A 20,649-nucleotide genomic window follows, 5' to 3' on the forward strand; every position below is an offset into this window, starting at 1 on the left:
ACCGTTCTTCGTGCGGCCGTCGCCACCACCCGACCCGGCTGGTCGCCGCCACCCGATCGCGATGGCCGGAGGTCAGGGATCCTCGTGCAACGTGGCCAGCACCTGCTCGCCGTATTTGGCCAGTTTGTTCTCGCCCACGCCGTTGACCTGGCTCAGCTCCGCCAGCGAGGACGGCGATCGGGTGGCGATCTCGCGCAGCGTCGCGTCGTGGAAGATGACGTAGGCGGGCACCCCCTGCTCCTTGGCGGTGGCGGCGCGCCAGGCGCGCAGGCGTTCGAAGACCGGCGCCGCCTCCTCGGGCAGCTCGGCCGCGACCTGGGCCTTCGCCGGAGAGGTCCTGGCGCGGGCCGGGCGTAGCGTGTCGCGGCGCAGCGGCACCTCACGCCGGCCCCTGAGCACCTCCGCGCTGCCGTCGGTGAGCACCAGCGCGCCGTGGTTGGGCTCCACCGCCAGCAGCCCCTGGGCCAGCAGCTGCCGCACGACCCCGTGCCACTCCGCGTTGCCCAGGTCGGCCCCGACCCCGAACACCGTCAGCGTCTCGTGGCCGTGCTGGAGCACCTTGGCGGTCTTCTTGCCGAGCAGGATGTCGACCGTCTGCCCCACGCCGAACTTCTGGCGCCGCTCCTTGTCGAGCCGCCACACGGTGGAGAGCACCTTCTGGGCCGCGGTCGTGCCGTCCCACGACTCGGGAGGCGTCTGGCAGGTGTCGCAGTTGCCGCAGGGCTCCGAGCTCTTCTGGCCGAAGTAGTCGAGCAACATCATCCGCCGGCAGCCCACGGTCTCGCAGAGCGCGAGCATGGCGTCGAGGTGGTGCACCTGGCGGCGGCGGTGTGCTTCGTCGCCCTCCATGGCCATCCGCCGGTGTTGCACCACATCCTGCAGGCCGTAGGCCATCCACGCGGTGGCGGGCAGGCCGTCGCGCCCGGCTCGCCCGGTCTCCTGGTAGTAGCCCTCCACCGACTTGGGCAGGTCGAGGTGGGCGACGAAGCGCACGTCGGGCTTGTCGATGCCCATCCCGAACGCGATCGTGGCCACCACGACCAGCCCGTCTTCGCGCAGGAAGCGGGCCTGGTGGGCGGCGCGCGTGCGGGCGTCGAGGCCGGCGTGGTAGGGCACCGCGGCGATCCCGTTGGCGGCCAGGAACTCGGCGATCTTCTCCGCCGAGGAGCGGGACAGGCAGTAGACGATGCCCGAATCGCCCGGGTGCTCGGTGCGCAGGAAGTCGAGCAGCTGTCGCTTGGGCTCGCTCTTGGGGAGGATGCGGTAGTGGATGTTGGGCCGGTCGAAGCCGGCGACGAAGTGGCGGGCCTCGTCGAGACCGAGCCGGGCGGAGATCTCGGTGCGGGTGGCCGGGGTGGCGGTGGCGGTCAGGGCGATGCGCGGCACGTCGGGCCAGGACTCGCGCAGCTGGGACAGCTCGAGGTAGTCGGGGCGGAAGTCGTGGCCCCACTGCGCCACGCAGTGGGCCTCGTCGATGGCGAAGATCGAGATGTCACCCTTGGCCAGCAGCCGCAGCGTGGCATCGACGCGCAGCCGCTCGGGGGCGAGATAGAGCAGGTCGAGCTCGCCCGCCAGGAACTCCGACTCCACCAGCCGGCGCTCGTCGACATCCTGCGTCGAGTTGAGGAACCCCGCCCGCACGCCGAGCGCCCGCAGCGCGTCGACCTGGTCCTGCATCAGCGCGATGAGGGGCGAGACGACCACCCCCACACCGCGTCGCACCAGGGCGGGGATCTGATAGCACAGTGACTTGCCGCCGCCGGTGGGCATGAGGACGAGCGCGTCGCCGCCGGTCACGACATGGTCGATGATCTCTTGCTGACCCGCCCTGAACGAGTCGTAGCCGAACACGCGGTGGAGGACCTCGAGGGGTGTATCCATGCGGCTACCTTACGTGTTCGGGGGACGGCTTTTCGTGAGTTCGCCGACGGCGATCGGAAGATCGGGCGGGTGCCCCGCCGGCACGCTCGCGCCGGTCGGCTCGCTCCACGGTAGTCACGTGATCCCGTGGGATGGTCGTCGCGGCTCCTCCCCGGAGCGGGGGACGCTGATCCCTCCCGCAGGGGAGTGTCCCAGGTTACGACCCGGTGAGGATGGCTGTCATGAGCACTGACACGCCCCCGAGCCGGCTCACCGTCTGGGCCGGCCACGCCATGATCCTCATCGCGGCGCTGCACACCGCCGTGTTCGCCGGCCTTGCCCCCTGGTCGAGCTGGTTCGCCGGTGACTTGCGCAACCGGACGGGAAGCACCGAATCGCTGACGACGTTCTGGGCCCTTCCGGGCGGGTTCGTCGTGGTCCTCGTGTTGCTGGGGCTGCTGGTGTCGCGGATGGGGAGACAGGGTCAGCGAGTCCCGGCATACGTGGGCTGGACGATGCTCGGGTGGGTGGTGCTGGCCGTCTTCCTGATCGGGCCGAGCGGGTTCCTCGGCGGGCTCATCCCCGCCGGATTGCTGATCGCGGCGAGTCTCACCGCCAGGCAGCCGGCGCCCGCGAGCAGGCTCCCGTCGTAGGGCCGACCGCCACGGTCGACGTCGTCTGTCGCGATGGCTCGGCAACCGGTCGACGCGCTGCGCAGGCGGGCCTGACGAAGGCGGCCTCCCCGGCGGGGTGAATACCCGGAACGCGTAATAGAGCACGCCCTATCCGGCGGTCTGGATGATCGCGAGTGCCCGATCAGTCGTACAGCAGACGATGCGCTCATTCCCTTCATATGACGGCACCTAGTGATAAAGGTCACGTCGCCGGGAATTGCATTGTCTTATATGTGTGAACGGCTAATAGCGTTGTGTCATGGGATATTCCTATGTGGTAACCGGTGGCGGACGCGGTATCGGCAAGGCTGTGGTCGAACGGCTGCTCGGCGAGCGGAACACCGTGGTCGCCGTCGAGCACGACCCCGACGCCCTGGCCTGGGCGGGCCTGAGCTCGCCCAGGAGGTACGGTGAGCTCGGTCCGGAGGTACGGGAATGAGAACGCCGCGCCTCCCGAGGAGCGGCATGTCCGTCCCCACGGCGGGTAAGAGGTGGTCACCGGTGTGAGGTGATCGCGATGAGTCTCTCCCCAAGGGAGCGCCGCATCCTCGCCGAGATCGAGGGTGCCCTTGAGCAGGAGGACCCCGAGCTCGCCAGGCGCGTCGCTGAGATCAACAAGGACGCGCGCGGCGTGCGCAGGCGGGTGCCCCGCGCCTGGATGATCTACCTCGCCGCCGCCCTGGTGATCGTGTCACTGCTGGTCGCCGTGCTGGCGACCTGATCGGCGGCGCAGCACCACCAGGTCGATGGCGGCGACGACGGCCACCGCGGCGGCGATGGCGGCCTCCCAGCGCCAGACCTCCTCGCCCGTGCTCATGGCGCGTACGAGGAAGAACACCCCCGCCACGACGGCGATCACGAGTGCCACCCACGACAGGATCCGCCGGGCGCGCAGCGGGCTGCGCGCGGTCACCGGCTCCGTTCCTGAGCGGTCGCGCAACCACATGACCCGATCTCCTCTCAGCAGCTCGAAGGGCTCAGGCCAGGCACCTCAGCGCCGCGACGACCCGCGGGTCGACGCCGCTCGAGGCGGGCAGCCTGCCCACCGTGGCCTCGACGAACCGCGCGGGCGACAGCGTCGCGGCGACTCCGTCCACGGACGCCCGGATCTGCCCGGCCGCCTGCTCGACCTGCACCTCGGCCTCCTGCTCCGCCAGCACGAACCGCCCCACGGCGACCCGCCACGCTGTCCTGCCCTCGGCCTCGCCGGCGGACACGGGGGCGCCGACGTCGTCGGCGTGGGTGGCGTACTCGGAGTCGTAGTGGAAGGCCTGCAGACCGTTGGGGTAGGGGCCGGCCATCGTGTCGAGCAGGGCGTCGGGGCCGAGCTCCCGCATGCGCCGGCGCGTCTCGCCGTTCTTGACCCGCCACTCCTCCAGGACCTCTCCGACGGGCAGTTCCCGGCACCTTCGCACGGACCACTCGTTGAAGTCGTTGTAGCCGCTCACGCCCTCCGCGGACAGCCGGGTCAGCAGGTCCTGGACGGTCCCGTCGAGGCAGGCGTGGTTGTACAGCTCCTCGCCCGCCAGGTGGCCCAGCACGTCGCGGACGGACCAGCCGTCGCAGCGCGAGGGACTCGACCAGCCGGCCTCGTCGAGCCCCGAGAAGAACCGGTCGAGCCGGGCCGCCTCGGCGTCGAGGATGTCGAACGGGTCGTAATCCTTGAGCAGGTCGTCAGCCATACCCCGGACGCTACCCGTCAGGTGCCGGCTTTCACCGCCATGGAGCCGAGGGCCGTCTTGACACGGGCGTATTCGCCGGCGCAGGAGGGCGCCCGCTCGGCGGGGACCCAGCCGCCCCTGGCGATCTCGGCGTGCTTGGCGGGGTCGGAGCCGTACAACAGGCAGGCGAACGTGGCCGACTGCGTCAGGCCCGACAGGTGGTCGACGCCGGTGTGCCCGGCCAGCAGGTGGCGGGCCTCGGCGGCGGACACCACCCGCTTGGACGCGTCGGCCGCGAGCGTGAGCGCCGCGAACTGGTCGGCCTGGCCTTCGCTGTCCGGCATGCCGTTGAGCGTGGTCAGGGCGTGGCCGAGCTGGTGGTGGAAGAGCATGCTCAGCGCGCCGTCCATGCGGGCGGCCGCGGCTTCGGCGTCGACCTCCTCGGTCTCCGCGATGCCCTTCATCGTCGTACGCACCTTGTCGACCAGCTGGTAGCAGATCGTGATGCGGCGCTCGGCGTGATCCCAGATGGCCTTGGGCGAGCCGCAGTCCTTGGCGACGACCTTGACGGGCTGGGGGACCCGGATCCTGGTCTTCAGCGCGCCGCTGTCCTTGAGGAGCTTCCTGGCCTGCTCGGCGCGCGGCGAGCCGGCGGGGTCGTAGCGTACGGACACTTCGGATGAAGGGGCCGTCCCGAGCGTGCTCGTCATGCTCAGGACGAGGGCGATCACGGGATGCGGCATCCGGCGGCTCCTTTGGGGTCGATCAACGCAATGGGGTAGTCCATGCAACATTCGCGTGATCGATAAACCTCGGATCGTGCACGAATCCGGAAAGCCTGAGGCCCGGTCCCCCCGACAGGGGACCGGGCCTCAGATGGTTGAACTACCAGTGCCAGCCGCGGTAGACCCGCACGTAGTCCGTGCGGCTCGTGGTCGGCTGGAGCTCGCGGTCACCGCGGTAGACGGCCTTGAAGCTGCCGCTGCGGTAGGCGCGAACCTTGCCGTAGAACTTGCCGTGCCGCCCGGTCCTGGCGGAGTCGACCCACTTCCAGGCGCTGGAGCCGCTGGCGCGGTGGTAGATGCTGACCCGCTCGCCGCGGACGCCCTCCCACCGGTGGTCTTCGGCCTGGAGCTTGCCGGAGAAGTAGATCGACCGGCCCTTGCGCACCTTGTACGGGGACGCGTTGAACCGGGTGATCCTGGTGTCGGCCCGGCCCTTGCGGATGTCCACGTAGAAGTACGCGGAGTCGGTGGCGATCCGCCTGCCGTCCTCGTTGTAGGCGACGGCCGTGGCCTTCCACTTGCCCTCGGGGTCGTTCTTGTTGAAGGCGATGGCGTAGCGCCAGCCCTCGAGGTCGTCGACGCCCTTGGTGCGCATGGTGCGGAACTTGGAGCTTGCCGGCTCCACGCTGAGCACGACCTTCTCGACGTCGCGGCTGGCGCCGACGTCGAAGTACGCCTTGGTCTCGGAGTTGCCCTTGACCACGACGGGGTTCGGCGAGATGTCGCGGATCCGAAGCTCGGTGTCGTAGGTGGTGGCCGACGCCACACCCGCGCCGGACACGAGCATGGTGCCGCCGGCGACGGCGGAAATGAGTCCTGCTGTGATCTTCTTCATGAGGGTGCTGATTCCTCTCCCCGTATTGACTTCAGAACCGGCCCGGGGCGCCGGCTCCTCTACTGCTTAGAGGCACCCGTTCGGGAAAAGGTTGGCCCAAGTTTCGAGAAAATTTTTGATCACGCTTTAACCTGCACTTATGCGGGGAAAAAGACTGTTTGGGTGACTTGAGCCACTACAGTTTGAGGTCATGACCGACGTCTACACCCTGGGCGAGCCGCTGGGCGTCGTCTCCAGCGGCCGCGTACGCCACGAGAGCGAGGCCAGGCTGGACGTCTGCGGGCCCGAGTTCACCCTGGCGATCGCCCTGGCCCGGCTCGGGCACCGGTCCGCGTACCTCGGCAAGGTGGGCGACGACGAGCTGGGCGCCAGGGCGCTCACCGTGCTCAAGGGCGAGGGCGTGGACGTGCTGGACATGCGCGTGTCCGAAGGGCTGCGCACAGGGCTGCTCCTCAGGGAGACGCGCGTCGGCCGGGACCCGAGGGCGGCCCAGTACCGCGCCGGCTCGGCGGGCTCGCGGCTGGCGCCGGGCAACGTGCCCATCGACCGGATCGCCGCGGCCAAGATGCTGCACGTCACCGGCCTGACGGCCGGCCTCGGCAGGGAAACGCTCGAGGCCGTGCGGGTCGCCGTGAACGCCGCCAGGAACGCCGACGTGATGATCTCCTTCGCAGTCGAGTACGTCCCGGACCTGTGGGCGTCCGTACGCGAGGCCGAGGACGTGCTCGGCGAGCTGGCCTGCCGCTCCCACCTGCTCTTCCTCCGCCAGGACGAGCTCGATCTGGTCAAGCCCGCGCTCACCCCCGAGCGCGAGGTCGTGGTGGACCGCGGGGCGAAGGGCGCGAGCGTACGGGCCGACCGCATGCGGTACGACGTGCCCGGCTGGCAGGTGCCCGTCGTGGACACGTCAGGGGCGGGGGAGGCCTTCACCGCCGGTTACATCAGCGCCGCGCTCGACGGCCTCATCCCCCAGGAACGCCTGCACCGCGGGGCGCTGCTGAGCGCCGCCGCGGTGACCAGCGCGAGCGACTGGCAGGGCCTGCCCACCAGGTCAGATCTCACCTGACGGGAAGGCGCATCACGGATCGATGTCCAGGGTGAAGGTCGAGGTCGTGTTCTTGACGTCCTGGGCGTTGCCGGAGAACCGCAGGCCGTTGAACGTGGCCGACCCGACCGCCGGGCCCTGACCGGGTTCGGGCAGCTCGTTCACCCAGATGCCGAACCCGGACTTGGCGTCGAAGGCGTCACCGCTCTTCTTCGCCCCGCTGATGGACACGTTCGTGAAGATCGTGTCCTCGATCGGGTTGAGCGGCGTCGGACCCTGGTAGCCGGTCTGGAACATGATCCCGCTGTACGTCGGGTCCACGATGTCCAGGTTGCTGACGCGGATGCCCTGGAACTTCTTGGACGCGGAGAACAGCCACATCGCCGGGAACGTCTGCTGCCCCCAGAAGTGCCCGCCGGCCCTGACCAGCGAGATGTTCTCGAAGACCGTGGGCGGGTCGGCCCCGAACCCGTGCATCGGAATGCCGAAGTCCAGCGAGCTGATCGTGACGCCGGAGTACACCAGCGTGTCGGCCACGTAGATGTTCCTGAACGTGTTGCCGTAGCCGCCGTAGACGGCCACGCCCGCGGCCCGCCAGGTGAGCAGCGAGGTCAGGTTCTCGTAGACGTTGCCGTGCTGCTCGCCCGCGTTGTTGTCGGTCGCGGAGAACAGCGCGAAGCTGTCGTCGCCCGTGGACCGCGTCTCGACGTTGGTGACGTGGTTGCCGGTGCTGCCGTTGGTCATGTTCAGGCCGTCGGCGAACACGTTGCGGATGCGCGAGTTCCTGATCGTCATGTTGTCGGTGTTGGAGCCCCAGTACATGCAGATCTGGTGCTCGACCCAGATGTTGTCGATCGTCATGTTCGCCACGTTCGTGAAGTCGAACACCTTGCCGGGGCCGTCGATGCGCGAGGTGTAGTTGCCGAAGTAGGCGAAGTTCGCGAACGTCGTGCCGTTGGCCGTGGCGTCGGCCCGGAAGCCGATGTCGGTGTTGGACTGCCCCGAGGGCGCGTGGAACCTGGTGAACCACGGGCCGGCGCCGACGACCTTGATCGCCTTGCCGTACACCTGGAACTTGCCGGAGGTCCGGTAGTCGCCCGCGGGCAGGTAGACGCCTACCAGGCCGGCGTCCATGCGGGCCTTGTCCAGCGCGTTCTGCACGTCCTGGTGGGAGAAGCCGGCCGGCACGGCGTACGTGTCCGGGTCGGGGTTGGCGACCGGGGACACCCGCTCGAGGTCCACGAAGTCGATCGCGTACGTGGAGCCGTTGGCCGCGTCCTTCTGCAGCCTGATCTTGCTGCCCGCCGGCACGGTGGTGCCGAGCATCAGGTTCGCCTCGTCGTAGATGTGCCGGGGCGGGCCCGAACCGGGATCGTTGCCGGGACTCGCCTCGGGGCCGTACAGCCAGGCGTAGCGGGAGGTCAGGTCGATGGCCTTGTGGAAGGCGCCGTCGACGTAGACGTTGAGCGTCGAGTCGATGCCGCCGCCGCCCGGGGCGTCGGGGATGGAGAAGCGGGTGACGAGGGTGTTGGCCGGCGCCTTGGTGGTGAACTCGACGTAGGCGCCGGTCCTGTCCAGCGTCACCGCGCGCCGCCCTGACGCCTCGCCGGCGGTCGTGCCGATCTCCCTGCTCGGGCCGGCGCGGGTGGCGCCGCCGCCGAGCACGGCGTCCTCGGCCTCGTAGGTGTCGTACGGCATGTTCGCGCCGCGGCCCACGAACAGCGGCAGCGTGCTGGTGTTGTTGTCGCGCCTGACCGGCAGTTCCTCGGAGTCGGCGGCGAGCACGGTCTTGACGGTGTACCTGCCGTCAGCCGCGGTCCAGGTGCCGAGGTCGACCGGGGCGGTGGTGGCGCCGGGGGCGATCACGCCGGTCGCGGAGCCGGTCAGCGTCCTGACGACGTCGCCGGAGTCGTCGGCGACGGTCAGCGTGACGCCGTGGGAGCCGCCGCTGGAGGCGACCGTGCCCTGGTTCCTGATCGCCACGGTGAACGTCACGGTGGCGCCGGCGGCGGGGTTGCCCGGCGTCCAGGAGACGGGGGAGGCGACCAGGTCGGCCGTGTCGGCGGGCTTCACGGTCAGCGTGCCGGTCGTGGCGTTGTTGGTTTCGTCCTGCTCGGTGACCTCGCCGTCCTCGTCCACCCTGGCGGACAGCTCGTGGGTGCCGGCCGTACGCGTCCCGATGTCCGCGGACACGGTGGCCGACGCCCCCGCGGCCAGCGCGGCGACGTCGGCGCTGCCGGCCCGGTCGTCGCCCACGTAGAAGTTCACCGTGGTCGCGGCGGAGCGTTCGGTGCCGGCGTTCCTGACCGTGGCCGAGAGCCTGACGTCGTCGGTCTCGACCGGCGACGCGGGCGAGGAGGTGAGGCCCGACACGGTCAGGTCGGGGTTGGGTGCGGGCGTGCCGAAGATCTGGAACTCGGCGATCTGGCCGCCGGGCGCGCCGGAGTTGGCGGTGATCCTGAGCCGGACGTCGGCGGCCCTGCCGGTCACGGGGATGGTGACCGCGTTCCCGGTGGCCGGGTCGAAGGTGTAGGTGGCCTGGGAGACGAGGCTGGTGAAGCCGGTGGCGCCCTGCGCGCGGCCGAGGACCTGGATGGCCTGCGTACGCCTGGCCCAGACCTGGGCGGGGTTGAGCTTGAGCGTGACGGAGCTCAGGTCGGTGTCGGCGCCGAGTTCCACGGTGAGCGTGCCGGGGTGGGCGGCGCCCTCCCAGTACGTGCTCAGGTCGTCGTCGTTGGCGTTGGCGGCGATGTAGGTATGGGTGTGGGACGAGCCCTCGACGGGCTTTCCGAGGGCCAGGTTGGCGCCGTCGCCGGGCCCGTCGGGGCGGCTGCCCCAGATCTCGAACTCGGACAGTTGCCCGGCCGGCCAGCCGGTGTTGGCGGTGAACGCCAGCCGGACGTAGCGGGTTCTGGCCTCGGTGAGGGTGATCGTCGCGGTGGGCTCGAAGGTGTACGTGGCCGAGCCGGCGAGCGTGGTGAAGGTCGTGCCGTCTGCGCTGCCCTGGACGGTCAGCGTCTGGGTGCGGCGGGGCCAGCCGGCGGGCAGCTTGAGCACGAGCCTGCTGACGTCGGCTGCGGCGCCGAGGTCGACCTGGATCCACTGCGGGAAGGCGTGGTTGGCCGACTCCCAGTAGGTGGCCTGGTCGCCGTCGGTCGCGTTGGCGGCGCGGTAGACGTCGGCGTGGCTGCTGGCGGTGGCGGTCTTCCCGGCGGCGAGGTCGGTGTCGGCCGCGGCGTGCGCGGGGGCGGCGAGGAGTCCGGTGAGTAACGTGAGGGCGGCGATGAGTGCTCTCATGGGGGTGGCCCTTCGGGTCAGGCGGTTGGCCGAACCATAGGATGCCGAGCAGATGGCCGCAATATTCCGACGAAATTTCGCAAGGAATTGACTGGCTCGCGCGATGGCTTTCAGGCTCTCCTCGCAGTTCAGGACGGCCCTCGACCAGCAAAGGGCGCCATTAAGGCGCTGCAAACGAGAGCGCTGGATTCACGTAAGCCGTTGCAAGCGCTTGCGTTCCAGGCCGTATAGTTTGCGCATGACACGACGACTCGCAGAGGTGGCCAAGAAGGTCGGGGTGAGCGAGGCGACCGTGAGCCGCGTGCTCAACGGCAAGCCGGGGGTGTCCGACGCGACCCGCGAGGCGGTGCTCACCGCCCTCGACGTGCTCGGCTACGAACGCCCCACCCAGCTGCGCGGCGACCGGGCCCGGCTGGTCGGCCTGGTGCTCCCCGAGCTGCAGAATCCGATCTTCCCCGCCTTCGCCGAGGTGGTCGGCGGAGCCCTGGCCCAGCAGGGTTTCACCTCGGTGTTGTGCACGCGCACGGTCGGCGGCGTCTCCGAGGCCGACTACGTCGACCTGCTGCTCCAGCAGCAGGTCAGCGGCGTGGTCTTCGCCGGCGGGCTCTACGCCCAGGCCGACGCCGCGCACGGGCACTACGAGCTGCTGCACGAGCGCAAGCTGCCCACCGTGCTGGTGAACGCGGCCGTGGCCCGGCTCGACTTCCCGCAGGTGTCCTGCGACGACGTGGTGGCCGCCGAGATGGCCGTCGCCCACCTGCGCGCGCTCGGCCACGAGCGGATCGGCATGGTGCTCGGGCCGAAGGACCACATGCCGTCGCGGCGCAAGCTGGAGACGTTCCTGTCGGAGGATGGCGATCCCGAGCTGGTCGAGCACACGATGTTCTCGCTGGAGGGCGGGCACGCGGCCGCGGCCAGGCTGGTCAGGCGCGGCGTCACCGGCGTGGTCTGCGCCAGCGACCTGCTCGCGCTCGGCACCATCAGGGCGGCCCGCCGCGCCGGGCTCGCCGTGCCCGCGGACGTCTCGGTCATCGGCTTCGACGACTCCGCGCTGATGAACTGCACCGAGCCGCCGCTGACGACGGTCCGCCAGCCGATCGACGCCATGGGCAGGGCCGCGGTGGACCTGCTGGTCGCGCAGATCGACAAGGCGGTCGTGCCCGCGGACGAGCTGCTGTTCGAGCCCGAGCTGGTGGTCAGGGCCTCCACGGCCCGCACCCCCGATGGAGCGCCGTTGACGCGAGGCCGCTCGTGACGTAGTCGTTATCTTGCAATAGTCCGTCGAAATATTGCGGACTTCGGTGGACGATCCTATGGTGTGGGCACCTCGCATCAGAAGGGTCAGACCATGCAGAGATCCACCGGACTCCTGCTCGTAACCGTGCTCGGGCTCGCGGCCACGGCTTGCGGCTCGGGCGAGCCCGCCTCCCCTTCCGCCGGCGGCGCCGGGGCCGTGACGATCACGGTGGCCTGCCAGCCCGCCAAGTCGGCGCCGAAGGAGCGGCAGGCCTGGGATGACGACGTGGCCACGTTCATGAAGAACCACCCCGGGGTGACGGTCAAGAGCACGGACCAGCAGCCGTGCTTCGACCCCAAGACGTTCGGCCCCAAGATGGCGGGCGGCCAGATGGAGACCGTCTTCGTGGTGCCCGTGACCAACTACGCCGACGTCATCGGCAAGGGCCAGGCGCTCGACATCACCCCGTACACCAGCACGATCAAGAACTGGAACGACCTGCGTCCCGACGTCCGCGAGCTGGTCACCAAGGACGGCAAGGTGTACGGCGTGCCGAACGTCCACTACGGCGTCGGCCTCGTCTACAACCGCGCCCTGTTCGCCAAGGCGGGGCTCGACCCGAACAGCCCGCCCACGACGTGGGCCGAGGTTCGCGAGGCGGCCAAGAAGATCGCCGCCCTCGGCCAGGGCTATGTCGGCTACGGCGAATACTCCGGCGGCAACACCGGAGGCTGGCACTTCACCCAGGCGATCTACGGCCGCGGCGGCAGCATCCTGACCCCCGACAACACGAAGGCCGCCTTCAACTCCCCCGAGGGCAAGGCCGTGCTGCAGACCCTGCACGACATGCGCTGGGTGGACGACAGCATGGGCAACAAGCTCCTGGTCGGCTGGGAGTCGCTGATGATGGCGATGGGCAGCGGCAAGGTGGGCATGATGCTCGGCGCGCCCGACGTGGTCACCGACGTGGTCAACAAGTTCAAGGGCAACGTCGCCGACTACGGCATCACCGGCTTCCCCGAGGCCAAGGCGTCGCTCAGCGGCGGCGAAGCCTTCATGATCAACCCGAAGGCCACCCCTGAGGAGGCCGAGGCGGGCCTGGCCTGGCTCGACTTCCGCTTCAACACCGTCGGCAAGGGCCGCTTCGACTTCGCCCGCGGCAAGGCCCTCGGCAACCCGGTCGGCGTGCCGGACAACGACGTCTACGGCGACTCGCCCACCGGCAAGGCGATCCAGGCCGACCGCGTGAAGCACGCCTCGCTGCCCGTCGAGAACTACGAGCCGTACGTGCGGGCCGCCGCCACGATCCCGCCGAAGGCCGAGCCGGTGCACGCGCAGGAGTTGTACGCCATCCTCGACGTGCCCATGTCGGGCGTGCTGAGCCGCGAGGACGCCGGCATCGACCAGCTCCTCGCCGACGCCGAGACCAAGGCGAACTCCCTGCTGGCGGCCAAGGGCTGACCCTGTGGGAATCGTGAGGCGCAATCTGACGGCCTACGGGTTCCTGTGCGCGGCGCTGGCCTGCTTCGCGGTGTTCGCCTGGTATCCGATGGTCAGGGAGTTCGTGCTGAGCTTCCAGAAGACCGACCTGATCAACCCGCCGGAATGGGTGGGCCTGGACAACTTCACCGCAGCCGTCCAGGACCCCGCCTTCGGCGAGGCCTGGCTGAACACCCTGGAGTTCACGCTCCTCGCGTTGTTGTGCGGCTATGCGGTGCCGTTCGTCGTCGCGCTCGTGCTGAACGAACTGCGCCACGCCCGGGCCTACCTGCGGTTCGTCGTCTACCTGCCGGTCATGTTGCCGCCCATCGTCGCGGTGCTGCTGTTCCGGTGGTTCTACGATCCGGGGCCCGGGCTGTTCAACCAGATCCTCGGCGCCGTCGGCCTGCCGCCGCTGGCCTGGCTCGACAGCTCGTCCACGGCGCTGATCTCGCTGGTGCTCGTCTCGACGTGGATGAACATGGGCAGCGCGACGCTGATCTATCTCGCCGCCCTGCAGAACATCCCGCCCGAGCTGTACGAGGCCGCCGAGCTCGACGGGGCCGGCATCCTCAAGCGCATCAGGCACGTCACCATCCCGCAGACCCGGCTGATCCTCCTCCTCATGCTGATGTTGCAGATCGTGGCCACCATGCAGGTCTTCATCGAGCCGTACATGCTCACCGGCGGCGGGCCGGAGAACGCCACGGTCTCGGTGGCGTACCTGATGTACCAGTTCGCCTTCTCGCAGATGAACTACGGCCAGGCGGGGGCGCTCGGCATGATGCTCATGCTGGCCCTCCTCGTCTTCGCGGCCTTCCAGCTCCGGACGACCAGGGAGGAGCAGGCATGACCTCCGCCACGGACGCCCGGCCCGCCGCACGACGCCGGGCCGGGAAGGCGCGCGCGCCGAGACCCATCCACGTGCAGTTCCGCACGATCGTCTCGCCGCACCAGCTCAACAGCAGGTGGGGGCGGCGGATCTACTGGCTGGTGCTGGCCGCGGTCATCGTGCTGTTCACGCTGGCCTTCGTCTTCCCGCTCTACTGGATGGTCACCGGCGCCATGAAGACGCCGGAGGAGATCGCCGAGATGCCTCCGTCGCTCTTCCCCGCCCGCCCGACGACCGACGCGTTCGCCGAGGCGTGGGACCTGTTCGACATCGGCACGCTGCTGGCCAACACCGTCTACTACGCGCTGGGCGCGTGGTTGTTCTCCATGGCGGTGGACGTCACGGCCGCGTACGCGCTGTCGAAGCTGCGGCCGGTCTTCGGCAACGTGATCCTCGGCGCCATGCTGGCCACGCTGATGATCCCGCCGATGGTGATCCTCATCCCGCTCTACGTCACGATCGTGGACCTGGGACTGCTCAACAACCCGTGGGGCCTGTGGTTCCCCGCGGCGGCCAACGGCTTCAACATCTTCCTGCTCAAACGGTTCTTCGACTCCATTCCCCGCGAGCTGATCGAGGCGGCGCAGATCGACGGCGCCGGCCCCGTGCGGGTGTTGTGGTCGGTCGTGCTGCCGGTCTCCAGGCCGATCCTCGGCGTGGTCTCCATCTTCACGATCGTCACCGCGTTCAAGGACTTCGTCCTGCCGCTGCTGGTCATGACCGACAGCGACAAGATGACCATCAGCGTGGGCCTGTCGCAGACGGCGGGAGCGGTGACGCAGAACCAGGTCATGGGAGGCCTGGTCATCGCCGGCATCCCCATGATCATCGTTTTCTTCATCTTCCAACGGCACATCATGGCGGGACTCACCGCCGGAAGCATCAAGGGATGAGCGCATGTCGCAAACGTGGTGGCGGGGAGCCGCGATCTACCAGGTCTACCTGCGTAGCTTCGCCGACGGCAACGGCGACGGCGTGGGTGACCTCGCCGGCCTGCGCGCCCGCCTGCCGTATCTGAAGGACCTGGGGATCGACGCCATCTGGCTGAACCCGTGGTATCCGTCGCCGATGGCCGACGGCGGCTACGACGTGGCCGACTACCGGGACATCGAGCCGGACTTCGGCACGCTCGCCGAGGCGGAGCGGTTCATCGCCGAGGCCCATGACCTGGACATCAAGGTCATCATCGACGTGGTGCCGAACCACAGCTCGACGGAGAGCGCCTGGTTCCGGGAGGCGCTGGCGAACCCGGCGGCCAGGGACCGGTTCTGGTTCAGCGACGAGCCCGCGAACGACTGGCAGTCCATCTTCGGCGGCTCCGCCTGGACCCAGGTGCCCGACGGGCAGTGGTATCTGCACCTGTTCGCCCCCGAGCAGCCCGACTTCAACTGGGCCAACCCGGAGGTGCACCGGGAGTTCGAGGACGTGCTGCGCTTCTGGTTCGAGCGCGGCGTCGACGGTTTCCGCATCGACTCGGCGGCCCTGCTGTACAAGTCGGACACCGGCTACGAGGACCTCGACGAGGTCCACGACGTCTACCGCCGGTGGCGCGAGGTGGCCGACGAGTACGGCGAGCGCGTCCTGATCGGCGAGGTCTGGCTGCCCGATCAGGAGCGGTTCGCCCGCTATCTGCGCCCCGACGAGCTGCACACGGCTTTCAACTTCGACTTCCTGTCCTGCCCGTGGGACCCCGCCGCGCTGCGCCGGGTCATCGATCTGACGCTGGCCACCCACACCCCGATCGGCGCCCCGCCCACATGGGTGTTGTCCAACCACGACGTGACCAGGCCCGTCACCCGCTACGGCCGCGCCGACACCACGTTCGAGCACGGCGGGCGCCTGCACGGCACCCCGTCGGACCCGGAGCTGGGCTACCGGCGGGCGCGGGCGGCGGCCCTGCTGTCGATGGCGCTGCCCGGCTCGGTCTACGTCTACCAGGGCGATGAGCTGGGCCTGCCGGAGGTGGAGAACCTTCCGGACGAGCTCCGCCAGGACCCGATGTTCGCCAGGTCGGGCGGCGCCAACCCGGGCCGCGACGGTTGCCGGGTGCCGCTGCCCTGGTCGGGCGACGAGCCGCCGTACGGCTTCGGGACCGGCACGCCCTGGTTGCCGCAGCCGGAGAGCTGGCGCGGGCTCACCGCGCAGGCCCAGCGCACGGATCCGGGGTCGATGCTCACCCTCTACAGGACGGCCCTGGCCATCCGGCGCGACCGGCTGGGCGACGGCACCATGACCTGGCTTCCGCTGGGGGAGAACGTGCTGGCCTTCACCCGCGAGTCGGGCCTGACCTGCGTCACCAACCTGGGCCCCGGCCCGGTGCCGAGGCCCGCCGGCGAGGTCGTCCTGGCCAGCGGCCCGCTGGAGGACGGCGCCCTGCCCTCGGACACCACGGTCTGGCTGACCACGAGCTGACCGCTCACGCGCTGTGCGCGGTGTGGACGGCCCGGCGGGTCCCGGACGTCTCGGGTGCGGATCGTCCGCGCCTGAGGAGCCGCAACCCGCCGGCCACCGCGAGCGCCAGGCACAACCAGGCGAACCAGTCGCCGAAACGGGCGTAGACGGTGGTGCCCGGCCCCTCGGGCACGCCGGCGGCGGCCATGACGAACGCGCTGCGGCTGCTTTCGGTGTCGGTCTCGGCGAGCACCCGTCCCCACGGGTCGGAGATCATCGGCGTGCCCTGCTGGGCGGCCCACGCCACCGAGAGCCCGCTCTCCACGCCGCGCAGCAGCGCGTTGCGGCTGTGCTGCCGGCCGTTGCCGAACTCGTCGGCGGCCGGCGTCGCCAGCAGGCGTGCCCCCGCCAGGGCGTAGCCGCGGATCGGCATGGGGAAGTTGAGGTCCATGCAGTTGGCCAGGCCGACGTCGTGCCCGTGGCCGTGCGCGAAGACCAGCGCGTCGCCGCGCCGGAAGGGCACTCCGGGGGCGAAGTGCCACTTCGTGTAGGAGACCGGCGCGGACCCGTCGGCCGGGAGGTGCACCGAGTAGTTGTACTTGATCTCCGGGGTCGTGTGCACGATCCCGATCACCACGTCGGCGCCTCGCTCGCGGGCGACCGCGCGCAGCGGTTGGAGCGCGCCGGCCAGGCTGTCCTCGTCGGTGCCCAGAGCGCCCTCCGGCAGCACGGCCATCGTGCCCTCCGGCAGCGCCGCGATCTGGGCCGCGTAGTCCTTGATCAGGGCCTGGCCTCCCGGGCCGGCCGCGTCGGGGGCCCACTGGTAGCGGCTTGCCGACATGACCACCACCCGCTGCGCGACGGGTCCGCCCGCATCGGCCAGGCGCAGCACCCCGAAACCGAGCACGACGGCGCACGCCGCCACCCCTGCGACGCCGGTGCGCAGCCGCGCCCCAGGGACCGCTCCCGGCCAGGCCACCGCCGCGATGGCGGCCGGCACCATGAGCACGAAGAACGTCACCCCCCACGCGCCTGTCACCGAGGCGATCTGGATCACGACGGGCACGTCGGCCACCGACGTGGCGAGCGGCCAGACGATGCCCGTCGGGTTGGCGAGGACGGTCGCGTACATGAACGCCACCCATACGGCGGGCGGCGCGCTCGCGGCGAGCAGCGGCAGCCCGCGCAGGAGGAGCGCCCGGAACATCCAGGCCACCAGCCCGAACAGCAGGGAGCAGCCGATGACGATGGTGATCCCGATGGGCAGCGGCACCGACGGCGTCTTCAGGAAGAACTCGAACTGGTTGCTCACGCCCAGCAGGTACGCCAGAAAGGCGACGCAGAAGGTCACCCTCGCGCTCACCCGCGGCGCCAGCAGCAACACCGGCAGCGGGGCCAGCCAGGTCAGCGCCGGGATCGGCGCGAAGCCGGTGCCGAAGTAGAACAGCAGCGCCGAGGCCGCCAGCGCGGCCGGCGCCCTGAGTCGTGATGCCATGAAACTTCCCCCGTCCGTTGGCGTGTATACACCGTAAACATCGACGTATACGGTGTCAACATGCCGCGGGGTGACACCGCCGTCCAGCGCTACCATCGCCTGATGGCCCGCCTGCGCAGAACACCGCCGCACGACCTGGCGCCGCACGCCCGCGCCCTCTACGAGAAGATCACCGCCGGCCCGCGCGGCACGTTCATGGTGGATCCCGAGGGCGGGCTGACGGGCCCGTTCAACGCGATGTTGCTCAGCCCGCCGGTCGGCGACGCGCTGCAGGAGCTGGGCGCGGCCGTCCGCTACCGTTCGACGCTCACCGACCGGGCGCGGGAGCTGGCGATCCTGGTCGTCGCCGGCCACCACGACAGCGCGTTCGAGCGGGCCGCCCACGAGCCGATCGCCCGCGACCTGGGGTTCACCGGCGACCAGCTCCAGGCGCTGCGCGACGGGTCGCCCCTGTCGCTGCCCGCGGACGAGCAGGCGGTCCTCGACGTCGTCCGCGCCCTGGTGACCAGCGGCGACCTCGACGACGACGAATACGCGAAGCTGGAGGAGAGCGCGTTGTTCGAGCTGACCACCCTGGTCGGCTACTACACGACGCTGGCGCTCCAGCTCCGCGTCTTCCGTGTCTAATTGGGCGGCGGGCCGCCGCAGGCTCCACGGATGCTCTTGAACCAGGCCTCGTACCGGTCGTGCAGGTCGCGGCCGGAGAGCCGCAACCAGGCGTCGTCGGCGTTCTCCAGGTACGTGAAGTTCGCGCTTCCGGTGTAGACGCGGGGCGTGATGTCGTCGTCGTAGAAGCCGTCCAGCATCATGAGCTTGGTGTGCGGCACCACGCTCCGTGAGCCGACGGTGAACCGGCAGGGCGTGACCTGCATGTATTTCCCGTTGGACGCCCGGGTGGCGAGGACCTTCCGGATCTCGCTGTCGACGTTCGTCATGGCGTTGCCGGCGTTCTCGTAGTAGACGATGTCGATCCAGCAGTTCTCGCCCCTCAGCCGCAGCAGCTCGTTGGCGATGGCCTTGCGGTTCTTGTTGAAGGCCGTGAGCGCCATGCGGATGTCGGTCTGCCGGGTGACGCCGTCGGCGGTCTTGTACGAGCACTCGACGAGCCGCAGGATGTTGACGACGGGGTCGCCGGACGACACCCGGCGGGGGAAGAACATCGCCCGGATGGGAGTGCCGGTCGGGGTGGTCCAGAAATAGCCGGGATTGACCGAGGTGCGCCGGCCCGCGCGCAGGTCGTCGAAGTATTTCAGGTAGCCGTCATAGACCGTGGCGTCGGTGAAGGTGTAGGCGTCGTTGTAGGAGTTGTACAGGTACCAGTCGGACAGGTTCGACGAGGTCTGGAAGCCCACCTTGGGGTGCACGGTGCCGTCGACCAGCACGTTGGAGAAGAGGGCGAACTTGTTGTGCTGGTAGTTGCGCGCGATGCAGCCGCGGTCGCCGGCGGACGGGTCGGGATATTCGCAGCCCACCACCCACGAGCCGGCGCTCTCCGAGGTGCCGAGCGCGGCGGTGAGCTGGGCCTCGACGGCGTCGTTGGAGGCGTCCTCGCGGCTGTCGAGGATGACCTTCACCCGCACGCCGCGCTCGTGGGCGGCGACCAGCGCGCCGGCCACCTCGCTCGACCGCTGGCCGGCGGAGAACTGGTGCATCACGAACCGGATGTCGCCGCCGGGCTGCACCGCCTGGATCAGCCTGATCAGCTGGTCCATGACGGCCGACTGGGCGGCGCTCGGCGTGCCGGGCACGCCCGAGTCGGCGGTGGGATCGTTGAAGACGGGCGCGTCGAGGACGGGCGGCCCGGCGACCGCCGTCCGAACGGGGCCGGCGGCGGCCGGGTGGCCGGTGGCCAGGAGCGAGGCGGCCAGGCATAACGCCACGGTGACGCGGCGGCTGACGGATCTCGTGGTCATGGGGTCCCCTTCGGGGGTGGGGCATGATCGTCGAGATCGACTGTCGTTTCAGTGGCCGGAGCTGTCAAGGCCGCGGTCAGGCCGACTCGCGGATCACCAGCTCGGTGGGCAGGATCACCGGCTCGCTCGTCCCGCCCTCGAAGAGGTTGAGCAGCAGCCGGACCATGGCCGCCGCCTGCTCGGCGACCGGATGGCGGAGCGTGGTCAGCGGCGGCTCGGTGTATTTCGCCGCCTCTATGTCGTCGAAGCCCACCACGGCGACGTCGTCGGGCACCCGCCGGCCGGCCTGGCGCAACGACTGCAGCGCGCCGACCGCCATCAGGTCGTTGGCCACGAACACGGCGTCGAGCTCGGGATCGTCGCGCAGGAGCTGGCGCATCGCCACCGCCCCCGACTCCCGCGTGAAGTCGCCGACGGCGACGATCGAGCGGTGGTCGGAGTCGCGCAGCACGTTGCGGTAGCCGGTCAGGCGGTCCTGGCCGCCGATCATGTCCTGCGGGCCGGCGATCGTGGCGATCCTGCGCCGCCCCGTCTCCACCAGGTGCCGCACCCCCGCCTCCGCGCCGCCGATGTTGTCGTTGTCGACGTAGGGGATCTCCACGGGGACGGCCGGCCGGCCGTAGGAGACCACGGGGACGCGCAACCGCGACAGGGCCGACGGCAGCGGGTCGGCGCCGTGCATGGAGATCAGCATGACGCCGTCGACGTGGCCGCCGGAGATGTAGCGCTCCACCCGGGCGTGGCTCTTGGCGGAGGAGGCCATCATGAGCACGACCTGCTTGTTGACCGCCTCCAGCTCCATGGAGGCCGACCTGATCGCCGTGGAGAACATCGGGTCTTCGGAGAAGACGCGGGTGCCGGGCTCGCTGACGACCAGGGCGATCGAGTCGGTGCGCTGGGTGACGAGGCTGCGCGCGGCGGAGTTGGGGACATAGCCCAGCTCGTCGATCGCGCGCAGCACGGCGTCGCGGATGTGCGGCGCCACCGTCGTCTGCTCGTTGACGACCCGGGACGCGGTGGCGCGCGACACGCCCGCCCGGGCGGCGACCGCTTCCAGCGTCGGACGTCTCATGGCTGGACCGGCA

19 protein-coding genes are annotated in these 20,649 nt (G+C 70.0%); 10 read left to right on the plus strand and 9 right to left on the minus strand.

Features of this window, described 5'->3' with window-relative positions; genetic code table 11:
- Nucleotides 1–72: 72 nt before the first annotated feature.
- Nucleotides 73–1,881, minus strand: coding sequence for a DNA helicase RecQ (gene recQ / locus ABGB01_RS32160; RefSeq protein WP_347777256.1), 1,809 nt, complete (start codon nt 1,879–1,881; stop codon nt 73–75).
- Nucleotides 1,882–2,102: 221 nt separating this feature from the next.
- On the opposite strand from recQ, the gene ABGB01_RS32165 reads away from it, so the two are divergent.
- The 3 genes from ABGB01_RS32165 (at nt 2,103) to ABGB01_RS32175 (ending at nt 3,255) form a co-directional block, all read left to right on the plus strand.
- Nucleotides 2,103–2,513, plus strand: coding sequence for a DUF6463 family protein (locus ABGB01_RS32165; protein ID WP_347777257.1), 411 nt, complete (start codon nt 2,103–2,105; stop codon nt 2,511–2,513).
- A 280-nt stretch (nt 2,514–2,793) separates the two neighbouring features.
- On the plus strand, nt 2,794–2,973 hold the full coding sequence (locus tag ABGB01_RS32170) for a hypothetical protein (RefSeq protein WP_347777258.1): 180 nt from the start codon (nt 2,794–2,796) through the stop codon (nt 2,971–2,973).
- Between the two features lie 78 nt (nt 2,974–3,051).
- The gene (locus tag ABGB01_RS32175; RefSeq protein WP_347777259.1) at nt 3,052–3,255 is read left to right on the plus strand and encodes a DUF3040 domain-containing protein; all 204 of its coding nucleotides are present in this window, start codon (nt 3,052–3,054) and stop codon (nt 3,253–3,255) included.
- Here ABGB01_RS32175 and ABGB01_RS32180 read toward each other — a convergent pair.
- The 4 genes from ABGB01_RS32180 to ABGB01_RS32195 form a co-directional block, all read right to left on the minus strand.
- Nucleotides 3,226–3,480: a DUF6343 family protein gene (locus tag ABGB01_RS32180; RefSeq protein ID WP_347777260.1), complete on the minus strand. Its 255-nt coding sequence runs from the start codon at nt 3,478–3,480 to the stop codon at nt 3,226–3,228. The genes ABGB01_RS32175 and ABGB01_RS32180 overlap by 30 nt on opposite strands.
- 31 nt (nt 3,481–3,511) lie before the next feature.
- Nucleotides 3,512–4,216 carry a maleylpyruvate isomerase N-terminal domain-containing protein gene (locus tag ABGB01_RS32185; protein WP_347777261.1) on the minus strand — a complete coding sequence of 235 codons (705 nt, stop codon included), beginning with the start codon at nt 4,214–4,216 and terminating at the stop codon, nt 3,512–3,514.
- A 17-nt stretch (nt 4,217–4,233) separates the two neighbouring features.
- Entirely contained in the window at nt 4,234–4,938 is a 705-nt protein-coding gene (locus ABGB01_RS32190; RefSeq protein ID WP_347777262.1) for a DUF4344 domain-containing metallopeptidase, read from the minus strand.
- Nucleotides 4,939–5,080: 142 nt separating this feature from the next.
- The gene (locus tag ABGB01_RS32195; protein ID WP_347777263.1) at nt 5,081–5,815 is read right to left on the minus strand and encodes a hypothetical protein; all 735 of its coding nucleotides are present in this window, start codon (nt 5,813–5,815) and stop codon (nt 5,081–5,083) included.
- A 190-nt stretch (nt 5,816–6,005) separates the two neighbouring features.
- On the opposite strand from ABGB01_RS32195, the gene ABGB01_RS32200 reads away from it, so the two are divergent.
- Nucleotides 6,006–6,881 carry a sugar kinase gene (locus ABGB01_RS32200; protein ID WP_347777264.1) on the plus strand — a complete coding sequence of 292 codons (876 nt, stop codon included), beginning with the start codon at nt 6,006–6,008 and terminating at the stop codon, nt 6,879–6,881.
- 12 nt (nt 6,882–6,893) lie between these two features.
- On the opposite strand, the gene ABGB01_RS32205 is transcribed toward ABGB01_RS32200, so the two are convergent.
- The gene (locus ABGB01_RS32205) at nt 6,894–10,157 is read right to left on the minus strand and encodes a discoidin domain-containing protein (protein WP_347777265.1); all 3,264 of its coding nucleotides are present in this window, start codon (nt 10,155–10,157) and stop codon (nt 6,894–6,896) included.
- A gap of 238 nt (nt 10,158–10,395) precedes the next feature.
- Here ABGB01_RS32205 and ABGB01_RS32210 point away from each other — a divergent pair, with 238 nt between their 5' ends.
- The 5 genes from ABGB01_RS32210 to ABGB01_RS32230 all read left to right on the plus strand — a co-directional run bounded on the left by ABGB01_RS32210 (nt 10,396) and on the right by ABGB01_RS32230 (nt 16,177).
- On the plus strand, nt 10,396–11,412 hold the full coding sequence (locus ABGB01_RS32210) for a LacI family DNA-binding transcriptional regulator (RefSeq protein ID WP_347777266.1): 1,017 nt from the start codon (nt 10,396–10,398) through the stop codon (nt 11,410–11,412).
- Nucleotides 11,413–11,505: 93 nt separating this feature from the next.
- A complete protein-coding gene (locus ABGB01_RS32215) occupies nt 11,506–12,855 on the plus strand; it encodes an extracellular solute-binding protein (RefSeq protein ID WP_347777267.1) in 1,350 nt (449 codons plus the stop codon).
- A 13-nt stretch (nt 12,856–12,868) separates the two neighbouring features.
- A complete protein-coding gene (locus ABGB01_RS32220) occupies nt 12,869–13,726 on the plus strand; it encodes a sugar ABC transporter permease (protein ID WP_347777268.1) in 858 nt (285 codons plus the stop codon).
- Nucleotides 13,723–14,658 carry a carbohydrate ABC transporter permease gene (locus tag ABGB01_RS32225; RefSeq protein WP_347777269.1) on the plus strand — a complete coding sequence of 312 codons (936 nt, stop codon included), beginning with the start codon at nt 13,723–13,725 and terminating at the stop codon, nt 14,656–14,658. The genes ABGB01_RS32220 and ABGB01_RS32225 overlap by 4 nt, the downstream gene beginning before the upstream one ends.
- Nucleotides 14,659–14,662: 4 nt before the next feature.
- Nucleotides 14,663–16,177, plus strand: coding sequence for a glycoside hydrolase family 13 protein (locus tag ABGB01_RS32230; RefSeq protein ID WP_347777270.1), 1,515 nt, complete (start codon nt 14,663–14,665; stop codon nt 16,175–16,177).
- 4 nt (nt 16,178–16,181) lie between these two features.
- On the opposite strand, the gene ABGB01_RS32235 is transcribed toward ABGB01_RS32230, so the two are convergent.
- Nucleotides 16,182–17,651, minus strand: coding sequence for a nitrilase-related carbon-nitrogen hydrolase (locus tag ABGB01_RS32235; protein ID WP_347777271.1), 1,470 nt, complete (start codon nt 17,649–17,651; stop codon nt 16,182–16,184).
- A 60-nt stretch (nt 17,652–17,711) separates the two neighbouring features.
- Here ABGB01_RS32235 and ABGB01_RS32240 point away from each other — a divergent pair, with 60 nt between their 5' ends.
- Entirely contained in the window at nt 17,712–18,278 is a 567-nt protein-coding gene (locus ABGB01_RS32240) for a carboxymuconolactone decarboxylase family protein (RefSeq protein ID WP_347777272.1), read from the plus strand.
- Here ABGB01_RS32240 and ABGB01_RS32245 read toward each other — a convergent pair.
- Together ABGB01_RS32245 and ABGB01_RS32250 are read right to left on the minus strand one after the other, a co-directional pair.
- Nucleotides 18,275–19,564, minus strand: coding sequence for a phospholipase D-like domain-containing protein (locus ABGB01_RS32245; protein WP_347777273.1), 1,290 nt, complete (start codon nt 19,562–19,564; stop codon nt 18,275–18,277). The two genes, ABGB01_RS32240 and ABGB01_RS32245, sit on opposite strands and share 4 nt — an antisense overlap.
- Before the next feature lie 76 nt (nt 19,565–19,640).
- Nucleotides 19,641–20,636, minus strand: a complete 996-nt coding sequence (locus ABGB01_RS32250; RefSeq protein WP_347777274.1) for a LacI family DNA-binding transcriptional regulator — start codon at nt 20,634–20,636, stop codon at nt 19,641–19,643.
- Nucleotides 20,637–20,649 lie beyond the last annotated feature (13 nt).

Source organism: Nonomuraea sp. B5E05 (genome assembly GCF_039880665.1).
Classification (GTDB): domain Bacteria; phylum Actinomycetota; class Actinomycetes; order Streptosporangiales; family Streptosporangiaceae; genus Nonomuraea.

Coding starts and splice junctions, on each gene's coding strand:
- ABGB01_RS32190 (WP_347777262.1), bottom strand. CDS start 4,938: ATGCCGCATCCCGTGATCGCCCTCGTCCTGAGCATGACGAGCACGCTC.
- ABGB01_RS32165 (WP_347777257.1), top strand. CDS start 2,103: ATGAGCACTGACACGCCCCCGAGCCGGCTCACCGTCTGGGCCGGCCAC.
- ABGB01_RS32175 (WP_347777259.1), top strand. CDS start 3,052: ATGAGTCTCTCCCCAAGGGAGCGCCGCATCCTCGCCGAGATCGAGGGT.
- ABGB01_RS32240 (WP_347777272.1), top strand. CDS start 17,712: ATGCCGCGGGGTGACACCGCCGTCCAGCGCTACCATCGCCTGATGGCC.
- ABGB01_RS32225 (WP_347777269.1), top strand. CDS start 13,723: ATGACCTCCGCCACGGACGCCCGGCCCGCCGCACGACGCCGGGCCGGG.
- recQ (WP_347777256.1), bottom strand. CDS start 1,881: ATGGATACACCCCTCGAGGTCCTCCACCGCGTGTTCGGCTACGACTCG.
- ABGB01_RS32250 (WP_347777274.1), bottom strand. CDS start 20,636: ATGAGACGTCCGACGCTGGAAGCGGTCGCCGCCCGGGCGGGCGTGTCG.
- ABGB01_RS32245 (WP_347777273.1), bottom strand. CDS start 19,564: ATGACCACGAGATCCGTCAGCCGCCGCGTCACCGTGGCGTTATGCCTG.
- ABGB01_RS32185 (WP_347777261.1), bottom strand. CDS start 4,216: ATGGCTGACGACCTGCTCAAGGATTACGACCCGTTCGACATCCTCGAC.
- ABGB01_RS32180 (WP_347777260.1), bottom strand. CDS start 3,480: ATGTGGTTGCGCGACCGCTCAGGAACGGAGCCGGTGACCGCGCGCAGC.
- ABGB01_RS32205 (WP_347777265.1), bottom strand. CDS start 10,157: ATGAGAGCACTCATCGCCGCCCTCACGTTACTCACCGGACTCCTCGCC.
- ABGB01_RS32195 (WP_347777263.1), bottom strand. CDS start 5,815: ATGAAGAAGATCACAGCAGGACTCATTTCCGCCGTCGCCGGCGGCACC.
- ABGB01_RS32230 (WP_347777270.1), top strand. CDS start 14,663: ATGTCGCAAACGTGGTGGCGGGGAGCCGCGATCTACCAGGTCTACCTG.
- ABGB01_RS32200 (WP_347777264.1), top strand. CDS start 6,006: ATGACCGACGTCTACACCCTGGGCGAGCCGCTGGGCGTCGTCTCCAGC.
- ABGB01_RS32210 (WP_347777266.1), top strand. CDS start 10,396: ATGACACGACGACTCGCAGAGGTGGCCAAGAAGGTCGGGGTGAGCGAG.
- ABGB01_RS32170 (WP_347777258.1), top strand. CDS start 2,794: ATGGGATATTCCTATGTGGTAACCGGTGGCGGACGCGGTATCGGCAAG.
- ABGB01_RS32235 (WP_347777271.1), bottom strand. CDS start 17,651: ATGGCATCACGACTCAGGGCGCCGGCCGCGCTGGCGGCCTCGGCGCTG.
- ABGB01_RS32215 (WP_347777267.1), top strand. CDS start 11,506: ATGCAGAGATCCACCGGACTCCTGCTCGTAACCGTGCTCGGGCTCGCG.